Genomic DNA, 15,158 nt, shown 5'->3' on the forward strand with positions numbered 1-15,158 from the left:
GAAGGACTCGCGGCCGGCGAAGAATCAAGCGCAGCCATAAATCCCGCGGCGGGGCGCGCTGCGATGAGCGCATTTCTGAGGCTGTCGCGCACAAAATCGTGGATCAGCGACTGTTGCCGGAAGCGCACCTCCGTTTTAGCCGGGTGGACATTGACGTCCACTTCTTCGGGCGGCATCTCCAGAAACAAGAGCACCACGGGCGAGCTAGTCGGCGGAATGATGTTCCGATACGCCTCTGCGATCGCATGCAACAGAAGTCGATCCCGGATCAGTCGCTTGTTCACGAAGATGTAGATCGAATTGCGATTGAGTTTCTGAAGCTCCGGCTTGGAATAAAAGCCTGACAGTCTGACAGTACCGGGCTTGCGCGCCGGCTCATCGGGATCGCGCTTCCACGGCGGTGGTTCCGGCAGCCCGGCTCGATCGAGTTGCGTCTCGGCAGCCACCGGCAAAAGCTGTGCCAGCGTGTCTTTGCCGAAGATCTGGTAGATGCGTTCCGCCGGTCTACCCACTGGTGGCGCGGAAACCAGCGTGTGTGAAGCTGATAAAAGTTCGAAGTGCTTTTCAGGATGAGCCAGTGCGTAGTGAGTCACCAGCGCGACTACGTGCGACAACTCGGTAGATTCTGCGCGCAGAAACTTGCGGCGCGCAGGCGTGTTGAAGAAGAGATCGCATACAGAGATCGTGGTGCCGCGCGGCAGGGCACCGTCGTCTACGTGCAGAATTTTGCCGCCGGCAATTTCCAGGCGGGTGCCGGGTCCGTCCTCACCAGTCGAAGTCTCCAGCGTGACGCGTGCGACGGATCCAATCGACGGCAGTGCTTCGCCGCGAAAACCCAGCGTGGAAATCGTCAGCAGTTCATCGGCGGTGTGCAACTTTGAGGTCGCATGTCGCTCAAACGCCAACAACGCATCGTCGCGATTCATGCCCTCGCCGTCGTCGGCGATGCGGATCAACTTGCGGCCGCCCGCCTCTACTTCAACGCGAATGCGATTGGCGCCTGCATCGAGCGCGTTCTCCAGCAGTTCTTTCACAACGGAGGCGGGACGATCCACCACCTCACCGGCGGCGATCTGGTTAGCCACCTGGTCGGAAAGAACACGAATACGGCCCATGGGGAAAGGGTATCAGTGGATAGTGGCGAGAGAACAGAGAACAACCAAACAGGGAATGGGAATGGTGACTGGAAATAAAAACCAGGAGCACGGTGCTCCTGGTTTTCGAGAATTGAATTTTCCTCCCTATAGCAATTGCGCGGAAATAGAAGATTCTCTCTGCATCTGTTCAAAGCAGGTCCACGCGCGATCACCATCCGAGCCTCTCACAGGCGCGAGGTTGCAGACCGCGAGACAAAAATTTGCAAGCGTGAAAGTCGTCGACACGTGCCAGAACAACAGAATCAGCGCGACATTGGTGAGCGGACCGGCGAGAGAAACAAGCAGGTTCTTCATCGGCGATCCAGCTTCGCGCACAATGTACATTCCTTTCATACACATTCCCACGCTCTTTACTTTGATTCCGACCATCAGCGAAGTCACAAGATGCCCGAACTCATGCAGCACCATCGCAATGATGCCAAGAGACATCGTTCCGACCAGCGACAAAACCCAATGTGTAAATAAATAATTCATACATCGATCTCAATTCACTCGCATATATGTGATGTCCCAGACGAAGCGGGGGATGTATATAAACGCGCTTGCGCGCGCTTGATCAGCGAAAAAAGCGCAGTAACCATGCGGATGGTTACGTCAACGCGATAAGCATGAGTACTCTGCGATTGAAACTGCATCGCGAATCGTCGCCGATGCAAAAAAGGATTCGCGTAGACCCTATTTCTTTTCCATTTGGGAATGCAGAAGGCCGACCGCGAAAGTGGGCGGCGGGATCTCGGCATTGACGTCTGTCACCATACGTGCCTGGAACCAGACGTAGTCCGATGAATGGGCAAGCTTCTCGTAATTTGCGTTGAAGTATTCTTCGGGCGTCTGTCCAGCGGGAACCGGATTTGGCGCTCCGGCAAGAATGCGCGTAAAGCCCGCAACTAGTCCTTGCAGCAATGCGGGATCGTGTTCGCGCCAGTATGCCGCCGCGATCCTGTTGGCATCGTACTCGCGCTGGTAGTGGGTTTTGTTCTGCGCCGAATCGAAGCAGGCCTGCCACCAGTGACCCAATTCGTGAACGAAAACCCAACTATACGTTCCATTATTGAAGACGCGGTTCGCCGCTTGGTCATCAGCATTCGGGCCTGCGAGATGAAAGAACAGCTCCTTCTGGTCGGCATTCAGCAGCCACCATGCGGACACTCGAAGCGTGTTGCTGGCCGGATCGTAGTTGCCGAAGGAAGGAATGTCGGCAATTTCAAGTTTTGGGGCGTCGAGCGTGCACGCGGAGCCAGCGGATTTCGCTTCCCGGACCGCTTCCTGAACGAATGCATCGCGAAGCGCGGCAAGTTTCGCCGTGGTTGCGGCAACGATTGCCGGATCGGGCGGCTGGTTCTGGGATGCTGGAGAACCTGCCAGTTGGGCGACTGCGAACAAGGGAGCACTGAATAGAAGTGAACACAAAATGCAGTTGGGGATTGAAAGCGTCATTCGAACCTCGGCGAGCAGCAGATCGATTCGATCGATCTGATTGTGGCGAAATCCTACATGCTGAGGAGAGTTGCCAGAAACGAAAAATGCCGCGCGAGGCGGCATTTTCAGAAAACGATTGTGGCGCGCTTAAATGCCGACGCCGAACTCGGTCGACTGCTGATTGCCGGCGCTCGAGTAAAAGTCGTACGGGGTGCGCTTCCTGAACTTGTAGCGCAGGCGAAGCTCGCGGCCTACAAAGATGCCGAGCGCGGCGACGGTTACACCGACGGAGAACCATCCAATAACCTTGAGAGTCTTGCTGTCCTCTTCGTCATCGAGGAGCGTCAGATTGCTGGCTTCTGCAGACATAAACTGGACTGGTCTCCTATACCAATGATAGCCCAACTCTCTTTTGATGCATCCCACGGTCGAGAGGTGACACTACAACTTTGGTTGGATGCGTCCCAAAGTGGTACTGAATTTATGAGTGTGTTCCCGCGATCTTGCTGAACCATGAATGTTGTGTTGCATGCGGAAGAAAACTGGCGCGGAACGAGTTTGCGGCCAGTTGGCGCAGCTCTTCGCGGGTAAACCCCTGCTGAGTGTGGGCGAGCAGATACTCGTTGACGACGTCGGAGCCGAAGAAGGCTGGATCGTCAGAGTTGAGGGTGACGAGAAGCCCGGCATCGAAGTAGCGGCGGAGCGGATGAGCGGCAAACGACGGACAAACGCCGGTGCGCACATTAGAGGTTGGGTTCAACTCAAGCACAATGCGCCGTGTTCTCAACGCATGAAGAAGATTCGGGTCGTCCACCGCCGAGAGAACGTGCCCAAGGCGTTCCGATCCGATGTTGAGGGCTTCCCAGATCGCCTCAGGCCCCGTGGTCTCGCCGGCGTGGTTGGTCAGGCGCAGACCCGCATCTCGCGCGGCCGCATAAATCTCTCGAAAAGGCTCGGAGCCGCAGCGGCGTTCGTCGCCGCCGAGTCCGATGCCGACGATTGAAGGAAATTCGGCGCGCATCTGGGCTGCCTTCTGAAAGACGCGCTCGGCTTCGGGCACGGTGAAGTGACGCACGGCGTCGAAGATCCAGTAGACCGAGAGGCCGAGTTCGCGTTCGGCGCGGAGCCGGGCGCGTTCCAGTCCATCGAAGATCGGCTCGAAGCAGGCTGGGTCGTGATTCCGCCACATATAGATAACGCCGACGGAAATGAAAACTTCGGCATGGACAACACCTTGCCCGGCAAGATGCTGCATCATGCGCCACGCGACGAGTTCGTAATCGTCCGCGTGAATGAGTTGCCGGGTGACGGCTTTGAAAGCTTCGATGAAGCCGGTGAAGTCGGTGAATTGGTAGAGCGCTTCGGCCTCAGCCAAGGTGATCGGCGTAGCGTCATGACGCGCGCTCAGCTCGGCGAGCGTGGCAGGGGTGATGGTGCCTTCGAGATGGAGATGCAGTTCAGCCTTGGGGAGACGGCGAATGAACGCCTGAATATCGTCCATGTGTCCAGTTTACGGGGTGATCCTCAGGCGTAGACGCGGGATGACCGCGATGCTGGTGCCCTAGCTACAGAGGGACAATCGCGTCAATGAGCGCCTCGGCGATTTGCACTAACCCGCTAGCGCGGGAGGGGATGCATTTGTGGCGTTTGGATAGAGTGTTGGACACCCGAGGAGGTGTCCATGACTCATTTACGCCAGCGCATGCAGGAAGACCTCCGGCTGCGCAACTTCTCCGAACGCACGGTTCGCCACTACACCCATACCGTTGCTGAGTTCGCCAAGTACTTCCGCAAGTCACCCGATCAACTGGGCCCAGAGCATGTTCGTACGTACCTGCTGTTTCTGCTCAACGAGCGCAAGCTTGCGTGGGGAACGATTCAGGGTGCTCGTTCAGCGCTGAAGTTTCTCTATACGCGGACGCTGAAGCAGACCTGGTTTGATCAGGAGGTTATCAAGCCCAAGATACGGCGTAAGCTGCCCACGGTCTGGAGCCGCGAGGAAGTATGCGCTTTGCTCGATGCGGAGATGAACACCAAGCATCGTGCGCTGCTCGCCCTGTACTACAGCGCAGGCCTTCGTTGTCAGGAAGCGCTGGATCTGAAGGTGATCGACATTGACAGCAAGCGGATGGTCATCCACGTCCGCGAAGGCAAGGGCAAGTTTCCGCGTCAGGTCATGCTGTCTCCGAAGCTGCTGGAGATCCTGCGCGTGTACTGGCGGTGGCGCAAGCCCAAGGACTGGTTGTTTCAAGGGAAACGGCCGGGAGAGCCGCTGAAGGCGAACGCAGTCCGGGTGGTGTGCCAGAAGCTGCGTAAGCAACTTGGTATCAGGAAGCCGCTGAGCCCGCATGTTCTGCGCCACTCGTTCGCGACACACCTGCTGGATGCCGGAACTGATCTGCGCAGCATCCAACTGCTGCTCGGCCATCGCGATCTCGAGACGACATCCCGGTACCTGCATGTTTCCGAAGCCAGGCTGCGCGCCACACCGAGTCCGCTCGACGATCTGCCGATCCAGACCTCGCCAACTGCTCACGGAGGGAACAGAACGGCATGACCGGACATCGGCTTGAAGTGGCCGATGTCTTCCATGCGCATCAAGATCAGTTTCTTCATCGCTGGGGCCACGCACTGTCTGACCAGCAACGGAAGGTACTGCGCGATATCGGCCTGTGCCGCACCGCCGCACTGGGCACTCATCTGGAGCGCTGCGATCGATGCAGCTATGAGACTGTCGCATACGACTCGTGCCGGAACCGGCACTGTCCCAAGTGCCAGTCTTCAGCACGCGATCGCTGGCTGCTTAAGCAGGCTGCCAGCCTGCTGCCGGTGCCCTATGTCCATGCGGTCTTCACTGTGCCCGAACAACTCGCGCCACTCGGACTACGCAATCAGCCGCTTTTCTATTCGATGCTGTTTCGCGCAGCTTCCGAGACCCTGCTGCGGATCGCTGCCGACCCGCGTCATCTCGGTGCACGTATCGGCATACTCGCCGTTCTCCATACCTGGAGTCAGAACCTGCAGTTTCATCCGCATCTGCACTGTCTCATTCCCGCCGGCGGACTGGCTCCTGATAACTCCCGATGGATCGCAACCAAGCGCCACGGGTTCTTCCTCCCGGTGCGCGTGCTCAGCCGCATGTTCCGCGGCAAGCTGCTCAGCTTTCTAAAGCAGAGCTATCGGCGAGGCGAGCTATGCTTCCCCGGCAAGCTGGCTGCACTCTCGGCGCCGCACGCCTTCTACTCTCTGCTCGGGAGCCTCCGACGAAGAGAGTGGGTGGTCTACTCCAAGCCTCCTTTCGGCGGACCCGAGCACGTTCTGAAGTATCTGGCCCGCTACACCCATCGGGTCGCCATCTCCAACGGAAGGCTCATCAGCCTCGAGAACGGACGGGTGCGCTTTCGCTGGCGCGACTCGAGGCACAACAACCGCAGCAGCACGATGCGACTTGAGGCCACGGAGTTCATCCGCCGCTTCCTGCTCCACGTACTCCCTGCCGGCTTCGTAAAGATTCGGCACTTTGGACTTCTTGGTAACCGGATCCGCCGGCAGGCGTTGGAGCGGTGCCGGATGTATCTCCATTCCGTGACGACCGACATCGGTGCATTGTTAGACGAACAGCAACGGTCTGCACTGAACCGCTCCTGCCCACAGTGTCGATCCGGAACCCTGCACGTCATCGCACATTCCGGTCAACGAGTGGGTGCAACGGCTAGGGCTTGCGCAGCCAGAATCGACTCTTCTTGAGAAAGCCATGATCATCCACTATCTCAGCTCGACCTATTCCAGCCACGGCGTCTTAACCAGCCGTTTGCAGATCTGTGCTTCGATCCTGCTCGCCGATGTCAGTCAACCGACCCAGCACCACGAACAGAAGCAGTACCGATCTCAAAGACTACCCAACCATGATCGACGGCGCTGCGTTCCCGGCGTGATCCAACACATCGGCTCCCTGCAAAGTCCATTCAATCCCCATACACCCACCGCACTAGCGGGTTAGCGCAAATCGCCGTACCAACACCGCTCCGCCTCAAGCTTCCAGGCAGACGAGGAGACTCTGCCTGCGGAGCGCTGTCGATACGGCACTAGAGATTTATCGCTCTTCGAGAAGTTGGATTTCGCTTCTTGCGTCCAAATGACGAGAGGCGCGTTTGTTGTTACTCATCCTCACTCTTCCAGTTCACTCCCACCCCGGTATCACACGGCAAACGGCACATTTTCACAGTTACGAGTGTTAGTATGTCGGCGGACCCTGGTTTGGCACGGATGACCCCCGGAGAAGCCGTTTTAGCGCTCTCCTACCTGCCTTCAAGGGCCACATACACTGAACAGCCCCGGAGGACTCAACATGCCTTTAGTAAAAGGTACTGATGGAATCGACATCTTCTATAAGGATTGGGGTACGGGCCAACCGATAGTTTTCAGCCATGGGTGGCCTTTGTCGTCCGATGACTGGGATACGCAGATGCTGTTCTTTCTGCAGCATGGGTATCGCGTTATCGCCCACGACCGTCGTGGCCATGGCAGATCGACTCAGGTTGCGGATGGTCACGATATGGATCACTATGCTGACGACCTGGCGGCGGTAGTACAGCACCTCGACCTCAAGGATGCGATCCATGTTGGCCACTCCACGGGTGGCGGAGAAGTGGTCCGATATCTTGCGAGACATGGGCAGAAGCGCGCCGCAAAAGCTGCGCTGATCAGCGCAGTTCCGCCGCTCATGGTGAAGTCTGAAGCCAATCCGCTTGGCCTTCCGAAAGAAGCGTTCGACGGATTGCAGGCGCAGCTGGCTGCCAGCAGGTCGCGCTTCTATCGAGACATACCAGAAGGACCGTTCTTTGGCTACAACCGACCGGGCGCGAAGCCGTCCGAGGGAGTAATCGGAAATTGGTGGAGGCAGGGCATGATCGGTGCAGCGAAAGCGCAATACGACGGAATCGTGGCTTTTTCACAAACTGACTTCACCGAAGATCTGGGAAAAATCACAATACCGGTGCTCGTGATGCATAGCGAGGACGACCAGATTGTGCCTTACGTGGCCTCTGGGCCGCTTACTGCAAAATTACTCAAGAATGCAACCTTCAAGTCCTACAAGGATCTCCCGCACGGGATGATTACCACGCACGCGGAGATAGTAAACGCCGAACTACTTGCGTTTTTTCAGGTCTGACCTCAGATTTCACTGTGATCAGGCCTGGAGTCGATGGGCTGCTCACACGCTGTGCGGGCCATAGCGGAAATTAAGCGGAGGTAGAGCATGGCGGGGAAACTGGAAGGTAAAGTCGCGCTAGTCACAGGTGGTAGTTCGGGTATTGGCTTTGCGACGGCGGAACAATTCATCAAGGAAGGCGCCTTCGTCTACATCACCGGTCGGCGTCAACCGGAACTCTCTTCCGCTGCGGAAGTTCTGGGCGAACAGGCGCAGGCAATACGGGCGGACGCGTCCAACTTGGTCGAACTTGATGCACTTTATGCGCAGATTCAGCGTGAGAAGGGCCGCCTTGATGTCCTCTTTGTGAACGCAGGCGGAGGCTCGTTTGCGCCTATCGGTCAAATCACAGAGGAGCAATACGACCAAACGTTCGATACGAATGTGAAGGGTGTTCTTTTCACCGTGCAGAAAGCGCTTCCTTTGATTCCGGAAGGAGGAGCCATCGTGCTGAATGCTTCCATCGTTTCTGTGCAGGGTACTCCAAACTTCAGCGTGTATTCGGCAAGCAAAGCAGCAGTGCGCTCGTTTGCGCGCGGCTGGACCAACGATCTCAAGGATCGAAAGATTCGCGTCAACGTGGTAAGCCCCGGTCCGATCGATACACCCGGACTGAGTGGCCTGGCGCACAATGAGGATGAGAAGAGAGCTATCTACACACACCTTGCCTCGAGTGTTCCGCTGGGTCGCGTTGGTAGACCAGAGGAGGTTGCGAAAGCAGCCGTCTTCCTCGCTTCGGACGATGCCAGCTACATCGCCGGCGTCGAGTTGTTCGTTGATGGCGGCACCGTCCAAGTCTAGTTGTGCAGAACAACACGCAGCAGCAGGGTCGGTCACCGCAAGAACTTAAATACGTCTATCAGGCAAGTTGGTGCACATAAGTCGGCTTGTATTTGCTGGCCGGCAGTGGCACAAAATCTCATTTGGTGATAACAGCTCGATGCACTCATCCACACGATGTGGGCCAACTATTCTCGCGGTTCTTCTACCGCAAACTTATCGCATGCCCGCGAACTCAGACCGATGTCGGCTGTAGAAGAAGTAGATCAGCAGGCCGACGATCAGCCAGATAAAGAACGCCTCCCAGGTCAGAACTTCGAGCCCCATCATCAGCATGATGCAGAAGATGATGCTGAGCACGGGGAAAATCGGTCCCCATGGGGCGCGGAACGATCGAGGGCGCTCGGGCTCGCGATAGCGCAGGATGAGGACGGCGATCGAGACGAGGACAAAGGCGAAGAGCGTGCCAATATTGGAGAGGTTCGAGACCGTACCGATGTCGAGCAGGCCGGCGGGAACTCCGACGACGAATCCGGCAACCCAGGTGGCGACCGCGGGTGTGCGGTAGCGCGGGTGAATCTTGCCGAAGACTTTGGGCAGCAGTCCGTCGCGCGACATGGCAAACCAGACACGCGCCTGTCCGAGCTGAAATACGAGAATCGACGAGATCATGCCCAGCATGGCGCCGATGAGCACGACCAGCTCGATCCAGTGCAGGTTGTGGCCGCCGGGTTCGAGCGAGAGGCGCTTGAGCGCGTTCACTACAGGCGCGCCGTCGCCCATGATGGACTGCCATGGGACGATGCCACTGAGACAGATGGCAACTCCGCCGTAAAGGACGGTGCATGCGACTAATGTAGCGAGGATGCCAAAGGGCAGATCGCGCTGCGGCTGCTTGCATTCTTCGGCGGCGGTAGAGACAGAATCGAATCCAATGTAGGTGAAGAAGATGATCGATCCGCCGGAGAGCATGCCGGTCCAGCCGTTGGGCATGAAGGGATGCCAGTAGACCGGCTTAACGAAGCTGGCCGCCGCGCCAATGAAGGTGAGGATGGCGACGATTTTTACGAGAACGAGAATGTTATTGGTGCGGGCCGACTCACGTATGCCGCGCACCAGCACGACAGTGAGCACCATGACGACGAGGAAGGCGGGTATGTTGAAGCCGAAGTGCCAGCCCGGAGCATAGAGGTCTTTGCCGGCCAGGTCCTGGAGCCCGGTGGGAAGGTATGCAGGAGAAATCCACTTCAAGTCGGGGTGCAGCCCGAACCACTCGAGGAGCGCCTCGATATGCGCGGCAAAACCGACGCTGACGCTCATGTTCGAGAAGGCGTATTCAAGAATCAGGTCCCAGCCGATGATCCATGCCACGAGCTCGCCGAGCGTGGCGTAGGTGTAGGTGTAGGCGGAGCCGGCGATGGGGATCATCGAAGCGAGTTCGGCGTAGCAGAGGCCGGTAAAGACGCAGACGATAGCGACAAGGACAAGCGACAGAGCGAGGGCAGGACCTGCGCCGGGCCGTCCGGCCATGGCGGTGTGTGTCAGCAGGTAGTGGATCAGCGGGGTGTTGCTGACTTCAGGGGTATCGAACTTTTGTCCCGCCATGGCGGTGCCGATGACGGTGAAGATGCCTGAACCTATGACGGCGCCGATGCCGAGAGCGGTAAGTGACCAGGGGCCGAGCGACTTCTTCAGCGCGTGTTCGGGCTCTTCCGACTCGCGGATGAGCTTATCAATGGACTTACGGGCAAGCAGTTGACTTGGCAGGGCAGTTCTCCTCGTCCGATCCGGCGTGCAGTGCAGGCGGTTGCCGTGAGCTGTGGGAAACCTTATGCGGAAGTTTACATGATGAGGATTGGACGGACGGAAAGGGATGAAATCGCGGCGGGAACGTCAAGAATGAGCGGTTTGAGGATCGAAGCCTGGCCGGCTTATTGAACGGCCAGGGCTTCGATCCGATTGGTGAACGCCGCCTTTTAACGCTTCGACTGGCCGCGCGCCGCTTTCTTGAGCTTTTTCTTGTTGGAGCCGCGCGGAGTGGTGCGCTTGGCCTTCGGTGCAGCCTTCTTGCGGGAGGCACGTTTTACTTTTTTACGTTCCAGCTTGTCTTCAATTTTCTTGGTATTTGCCAATGACAACCTCTTCTTACTGAATCAAATCAATGTGTCCCGCGAGAACGGGGATGTGAACTTTATGGTAACAGGGATTTCTCTGCGCGGAAAAGGACGGACTCCTGTTGCTCGAGGCGTAAACAGCAGGAAAACGGGTCAATTGCGGCCCTGCGCAACGCGAATTCACGCGGCATTTGTTGATTCTCGGCGTAGAATGGAGCTAAGACGCGATCTGGAAACACCCAGCCTGCTCGGCCTTTGGCCGTCCTAATGCTTCAGACGAGCTCCGTATCCCACGCAGCAATCACATGTCGTTGGTTTAACTGCCGACATTCTCCCCGTGAACGGAGTTCTTCATGCGTTCTGACAAGATCCATCGCGCGCTCAAGCAAGGAATGAACCGATTTGAAATGTGCCAGCTTGTTGCCAAAGGCGTGAGAGCCACACACAAGACAGGTGGAAGGTTCGAAGACACCATCAACGACGCTCTCGACTTTCTGGGTTGCCACAAATCGGATCACGGGTCCATGCACCCAGTTTCGAGCGATCCTGGAGCCAAATCCCTGAAACCAGCTGCATAGATCCGCGTAACTTAGCAATACATACGCATAAAAATGAGAAGGACGGCAGTTATGCCGTCCTTTTTGATCTCAGTTAGAACATTCATCCGAAATTTAGACGGGTTGAACGTTCTCAGCCTGCCAGCCCTTGGGGCCCTTGGTCACGTTGAACTGGACCTTCTGGCCTTCCTGAAGCGAACGGAAGCCGTTTGCCTGGATGGCGGTGTGATGGACGAAGACGTCCTCGCCGTTCTCACGGCTCAAAAATCCAAATCCCTTGGCGTCATTAAACCACTTGACTGTGCCTGTTTCCATTGTGTTTTGTTCCTTTGATACTGAATTGCCCGCGAACGCAATGAGGAAGATTGCAAGTGAGCGGGTAAGCGAAACAGGCAATGACTTCTAGATCGAATTCTACGATTGGTCTAAGTATAACACAGGATGGCATCTTTCTGCATCGATAACAGTCAATCCTGGTCCGGCGGGGAATCCTGATACAGCGGCGCCCGCTGTTGCCGTCCGGCACATCCAGCCCGTTGAAAGAGCAGCGAAACCGCTCTGAATTGTGACGGGACCCGATGATGACATATGCATGGTTGCGTACCAGAAGACAGGCTATGTTGCAGGTTGCAGTCCCTCGAATAGGGCGTGCAGAAGAGACGGCTATCAGCTTTTCCATCAGTTTTTGCCAGTTTCCACGCCTGAACGGACCTGAGATGCTTTGTTGGGAGATAATGTGGTCGCCGAAGGCGGCGCTTGCAGTGGACGAAATTAAGGTAAACCGGGGCTGATGAGAGAAGAAGTGATCGCAGCGAAGACAACCACGAGCGAATGGAGCATTGCTGACCCGGTCCGGACGCACACGACGTTTATCGGCCGTCTAGCCAGCAAATGGTGGGGACTGGCGCTGATCGGCGCCCTGGTATGTACCGCCGCCGGAACGCTTTTTGCGTTGCCGGAGTTTGGGACCAGTCACTGGCACGATGAGATTCGCATCTATCTTGCGCAGTTCTGGGTCTGGGGGGCGCTGACCCCCGCGATCGTCTGGCTCGATCGGCGGCTGCCCTACTCGGGCAGGGCGCTCGGCCGGCGTTTGGCCGCACACATCCTGGCGAGCATCGTCTTTACCGAAATCTACTTTTACGTGTTTACAACGATGCGCGCCCTGATGGGTGTTGCGCCCTGGAGTTCGCTTCGCATTTCGCAGCTCTTCAGCCCGGCAGTGATTGGGTGGCAGATCTGGTGCTGGCTCATCTACTGGATCATTCTGGGGGGCATACAGGCCTACCAGTACTACCAGCGCTACATGAACAGCGAACTCCGCCTGGAGCGACTGGAACACAGCTACAGCGAGGCGCGGCTCAACGCCCTGCGCATGCAGCTCGATCCGCATTTCCTGTTCAACGCGCTGAACACGATCTCCTCTCACGTGGAGCGCGACCCGAAGTTGACCCGCCGCATGATCGAGCATCTCGGCGATCTGCTGCGCATGTCGCTTGAATCAAAGGACCGGCAGGAGGTGCCGCTGGCGGAGGAACTGGCTTTCCTGGAGCATTATCTTGAGATCCAGAAGATTCGGTTTGGGGATCAACTGCGCGTGGTGATGGATATTGCGCCAGAGGTGAAGTACGCAGCAGTGCCATCAATGTTCATTCAGCCGCTGGTCGAGAATGCGATCCGGCATGGAATTTCGCGGCGGGCTTCGGGAGGGACCATCGTCGTCCGCGCCAAACACCTTGGTGATCGCCTCGAAGTTCGCATCATCGATGACGGCGTGGGCTTGCCTCTCGGCTGGAAAATCGAAGAGGCCGAGGGGCTGGGTCTGTCCATCACGCGGCAGCGCATCGACGGGCTTCACCCCAATGGGGCAAGCCGGTTCGTGGTGAGGAATCGCAAGGAAGGCGGGACGGAAGTGGACGTGTCGCTGCCCCTGCGGCTGGTAGGAGACGAGAAGAGTGAACGCGCGTCCGCATGAACCGATCCACGTGCTCGTGGCCGACGACGAGCTTCCAGCCCGTCAGCGGCTGATCGACCTGCTGCGGCGGGACGAGCAGGTGGCCTCGGTGAGCGAAGCTGCGGACGGCCAGACAGCCGTCGAAATGATTCAGCGCAACAATCCCGACCTGATCTTCCTTGACGTACAGATGCCGGAACTCGATGGCCTGGCGGTGATCGATGCGATCGGCGCGGCGCAGATGCCGCTCACCGTCTTTGTGACTGCCTACGATCAGCACGCGATCCGGGCCTTTGAAGCCAATGCGCTCGACTACCTGCTGAAGCCCTTCAGCGATGAACGATTCGAAGCAACGATGTGTCGCGCCAAGGCTCGGCTGGATGAGCGCAGCATGCGGGAGTTTGGCCAGCGCGTGATGAAGATGGTGAGCGCTGCTCCAAGCGCTCCGGAGCGCAGGCTGGATCGGCTGGTGGTGAAGGCGGGGGGAACGACGCGCTTTGTGCGTGTAATCGATATCGACTGGATTGAAGCGGCGGGCGTTTATGTGACGCTGCACGTGGGTGGCAAGGAACTGCTATATCGCGCGGCGCTGAACGACCTGGCGGAGAAGCTCGATCCGCGGCGGTTTGTGCGCGTGCATCGCTCGGCGCTGATCAATATCGAGAGCGTGCTGCAACTGGAGCCGATTTCGCACGGGGAATTTGAGGCGGTGCTGAAGAATGGCTCGCGGACGCGGGTGAGCCGGACGTATCGGGTGCAGTTGGAGAAGAGGCTGGGGCAACCGTTGTAGGGCTTAGCGAGCGAACCAAATCGAGTCGTCGCGTGACAAGTTGCGAAAAGAAGAAAAGCGACGAAAGAGAGCCTCGCTTGCCGGAAACACGTCCGTCGGGCTAAGGGCACTTGAGATTGCATGTTTTTGGAACCGAAACTTCCGAGCCGACGGTCACTCAGGAACCAGCAGCGTTCTCGTCGAGCAAGCTAAAAAAATCACTGTTTAGGTAAGCCTACTTGAAGCTTGACGAGCTTAACCACCTTGCAATCGTTGAGTTGATATTGCCATTTTCCAGTGGTGGCAGGAGTCACCGTAATCTCAGCAGGGAGTTGGAACCCATCGACAGATTGATATGTGTAAGCGAATTCAGCGTCGTTTGGTGGCGGACCCGTTCTGATCGAGTTGAGGAGGTATCCTTGCGGACCCGATTTGAATTCGGTGGTGAACGACATCGGCTGTGGAAGATCCATTGCGCCGCTTGAAACACGAAAATCGGCGTCCAAAAAGAGCGTTCCCTGCACGTCATCTCCTTTCATTGAAAGTTTGAAACCCGAGGGAAGCTTTTCAAATTGATATTTCGTTGTTCCGACCGGAAGAACGACGTTTGTGCTTGAAGGAAGCCAAGCGTTCAATCCGCTCGATACCATCGCGATTAGGACCTGTTCCAACGTTGCTTCTTGAGGAACACCGCTGAAATCTGGCTTTTCAGGTTTTGAAGAAACAGTTGCCTTGTGCCCGTCTAGATTAATCCGGTGGTGAATGGTCTGAAGATGTTCCGCAGTGGCAACTGCCGCTGGCGGCAATGTACCCAGCATCGCCGCAAAATGAGACTTCCAATCGAACTGCGCCTCGCAATCAAATGCGGCCAAGTTCCGCGTAAAAGGCGCGTCATACAGGGACCGAGCTTTCACCATCAGCGCGGTATCCGATTCTGGTGTCTGGGGTACTACAGGAACACAGATCGAGAGCATGAGCAGAAGTAGAAGGTCTTGTCGGGCCATGTCCAGATACTATCGCGGCTCGCTCGTCAGCCCTACGCTGGCGCAAATCGGCAAACTCCTGAGTTGTAGCTATCCAAGATCGGAAGCGCTTCGCGCGGAGGAGGTCTAATTGTGAGGCTCGATTTGCTCCGCGAGGCGGTTTCGATTTGGACACGAGAAGGAAGCCGCAGGCGTACTTAGCGGGCGCGGTGA

17 protein-coding genes are annotated in these 15,158 nt (G+C 57.2%); 8 read left to right on the plus strand and 9 right to left on the minus strand.

Going from position 1 to position 15,158, the window contains the following annotated elements; genetic code table 11:
* From mutL to add, 5 genes are all read right to left on the minus strand, one after another.
* Positions 1-1,115: DNA mismatch repair endonuclease MutL (gene mutL, locus WA354_RS07450; protein ID WP_472812371.1), on the minus strand; the 1,115-nt coding region annotated here is incomplete at its 3' end.
* A gap of 126 nt (positions 1,116-1,241) precedes the next feature.
* A complete protein-coding gene (locus WA354_RS07455; protein WP_472812372.1) occupies positions 1,242-1,631 on the minus strand; it encodes a zinc metalloprotease in 390 nt (129 codons plus the stop codon).
* A gap of 201 nt (positions 1,632-1,832) precedes the next feature.
* Complete coding sequence (locus WA354_RS07460; RefSeq protein ID WP_472812373.1) at positions 1,833-2,594, minus strand: hypothetical protein; 762 nt, start codon at positions 2,592-2,594, stop codon at positions 1,833-1,835.
* A 129-nt stretch (positions 2,595-2,723) separates the two neighbouring features.
* Complete coding sequence (locus tag WA354_RS07465) at positions 2,724-2,945, minus strand: hypothetical protein (protein WP_472812374.1); 222 nt, start codon at positions 2,943-2,945, stop codon at positions 2,724-2,726.
* Between the two features lie 112 nt (positions 2,946-3,057).
* Entirely contained in the window at positions 3,058-4,077 is a 1,020-nt protein-coding gene (gene add, locus WA354_RS07470) for an adenosine deaminase (protein ID WP_472812375.1), read from the minus strand.
* 180 nt (positions 4,078-4,257) lie between these two features.
* Here add and WA354_RS07475 point away from each other — a divergent pair, with 180 nt between their 5' ends.
* The 5 genes from WA354_RS07475 to WA354_RS07495 all read left to right on the plus strand — a co-directional run bounded on the left by WA354_RS07475 (position 4,258) and on the right by WA354_RS07495 (position 8,589).
* Positions 4,258-5,133: a tyrosine-type recombinase/integrase gene (locus WA354_RS07475; RefSeq protein WP_472812376.1), complete on the plus strand. Its 876-nt coding sequence runs from the start codon at positions 4,258-4,260 to the stop codon at positions 5,131-5,133.
* Complete coding sequence (locus tag WA354_RS07480; RefSeq protein WP_472812377.1) at positions 5,130-6,323, plus strand: IS91 family transposase; 1,194 nt, start codon at positions 5,130-5,132, stop codon at positions 6,321-6,323. Before WA354_RS07475 ends, WA354_RS07480 begins: the two co-directional genes overlap by 4 nt.
* Before the next feature lie 7 nt (positions 6,324-6,330).
* Entirely contained in the window at positions 6,331-6,576 is a 246-nt protein-coding gene (locus WA354_RS07485; RefSeq protein WP_472812378.1) for a hypothetical protein, read from the plus strand.
* A gap of 348 nt (positions 6,577-6,924) precedes the next feature.
* The gene (locus WA354_RS07490; protein ID WP_472812379.1) at positions 6,925-7,749 is read left to right on the plus strand and encodes an alpha/beta fold hydrolase; all 825 of its coding nucleotides are present in this window, start codon (positions 6,925-6,927) and stop codon (positions 7,747-7,749) included.
* A gap of 87 nt (positions 7,750-7,836) precedes the next feature.
* The gene (locus WA354_RS07495) at positions 7,837-8,589 is read left to right on the plus strand and encodes an SDR family oxidoreductase (RefSeq protein ID WP_472812380.1); all 753 of its coding nucleotides are present in this window, start codon (positions 7,837-7,839) and stop codon (positions 8,587-8,589) included.
* Between the two features lie 195 nt (positions 8,590-8,784).
* Here the strand turns inward: WA354_RS07495 and WA354_RS07500 are convergent, their stop codons facing one another.
* Together WA354_RS07500 and WA354_RS07505 are read right to left on the minus strand one after the other, a co-directional pair.
* A complete protein-coding gene (locus tag WA354_RS07500; RefSeq protein ID WP_472812385.1) occupies positions 8,785-10,293 on the minus strand; it encodes an amino acid permease in 1,509 nt (502 codons plus the stop codon).
* A 251-nt stretch (positions 10,294-10,544) separates the two neighbouring features.
* A complete protein-coding gene (locus WA354_RS07505; RefSeq protein WP_348264133.1) occupies positions 10,545-10,700 on the minus strand; it encodes a hypothetical protein in 156 nt (51 codons plus the stop codon).
* 335 nt (positions 10,701-11,035) lie between these two features.
* Between WA354_RS07505 and WA354_RS07510 the strand changes: the two genes are divergently transcribed.
* Entirely contained in the window at positions 11,036-11,260 is a 225-nt protein-coding gene (locus WA354_RS07510) for a hypothetical protein (protein WP_472812381.1), read from the plus strand.
* Between the two features lie 93 nt (positions 11,261-11,353).
* Here WA354_RS07510 and WA354_RS07515 read toward each other — a convergent pair whose 3' ends face one another.
* Positions 11,354-11,554, minus strand: coding sequence for a cold-shock protein (locus WA354_RS07515; RefSeq protein WP_472801942.1), 201 nt, complete (start codon positions 11,552-11,554; stop codon positions 11,354-11,356).
* A 475-nt stretch (positions 11,555-12,029) separates the two neighbouring features.
* Here WA354_RS07515 and WA354_RS07520 point away from each other — a divergent pair, with 475 nt between their 5' ends.
* Both WA354_RS07520 and WA354_RS07525 read left to right on the plus strand, forming a co-directional pair.
* On the plus strand, positions 12,030-13,214 hold the full coding sequence (locus WA354_RS07520) for a sensor histidine kinase (RefSeq protein ID WP_472812382.1): 1,185 nt from the start codon (positions 12,030-12,032) through the stop codon (positions 13,212-13,214).
* A complete protein-coding gene (locus WA354_RS07525; protein WP_472812383.1) occupies positions 13,195-13,983 on the plus strand; it encodes a LytR/AlgR family response regulator transcription factor in 789 nt (262 codons plus the stop codon). Before WA354_RS07520 ends, WA354_RS07525 begins: the two co-directional genes overlap by 20 nt.
* A 197-nt stretch (positions 13,984-14,180) precedes the next feature.
* Here the strand turns inward: WA354_RS07525 and WA354_RS07530 are convergent, their stop codons facing one another.
* Positions 14,181-14,966, minus strand: coding sequence for a hypothetical protein (locus tag WA354_RS07530; protein ID WP_472812384.1), 786 nt, complete (start codon positions 14,964-14,966; stop codon positions 14,181-14,183).
* Positions 14,967-15,158: the final 192 nt, after the last annotated feature.

Source organism: Occallatibacter sp. (assembly GCF_049802275.1).
Lineage (GTDB): Bacteria > Acidobacteriota > Terriglobia > Terriglobales > Acidobacteriaceae > Telmatobacter.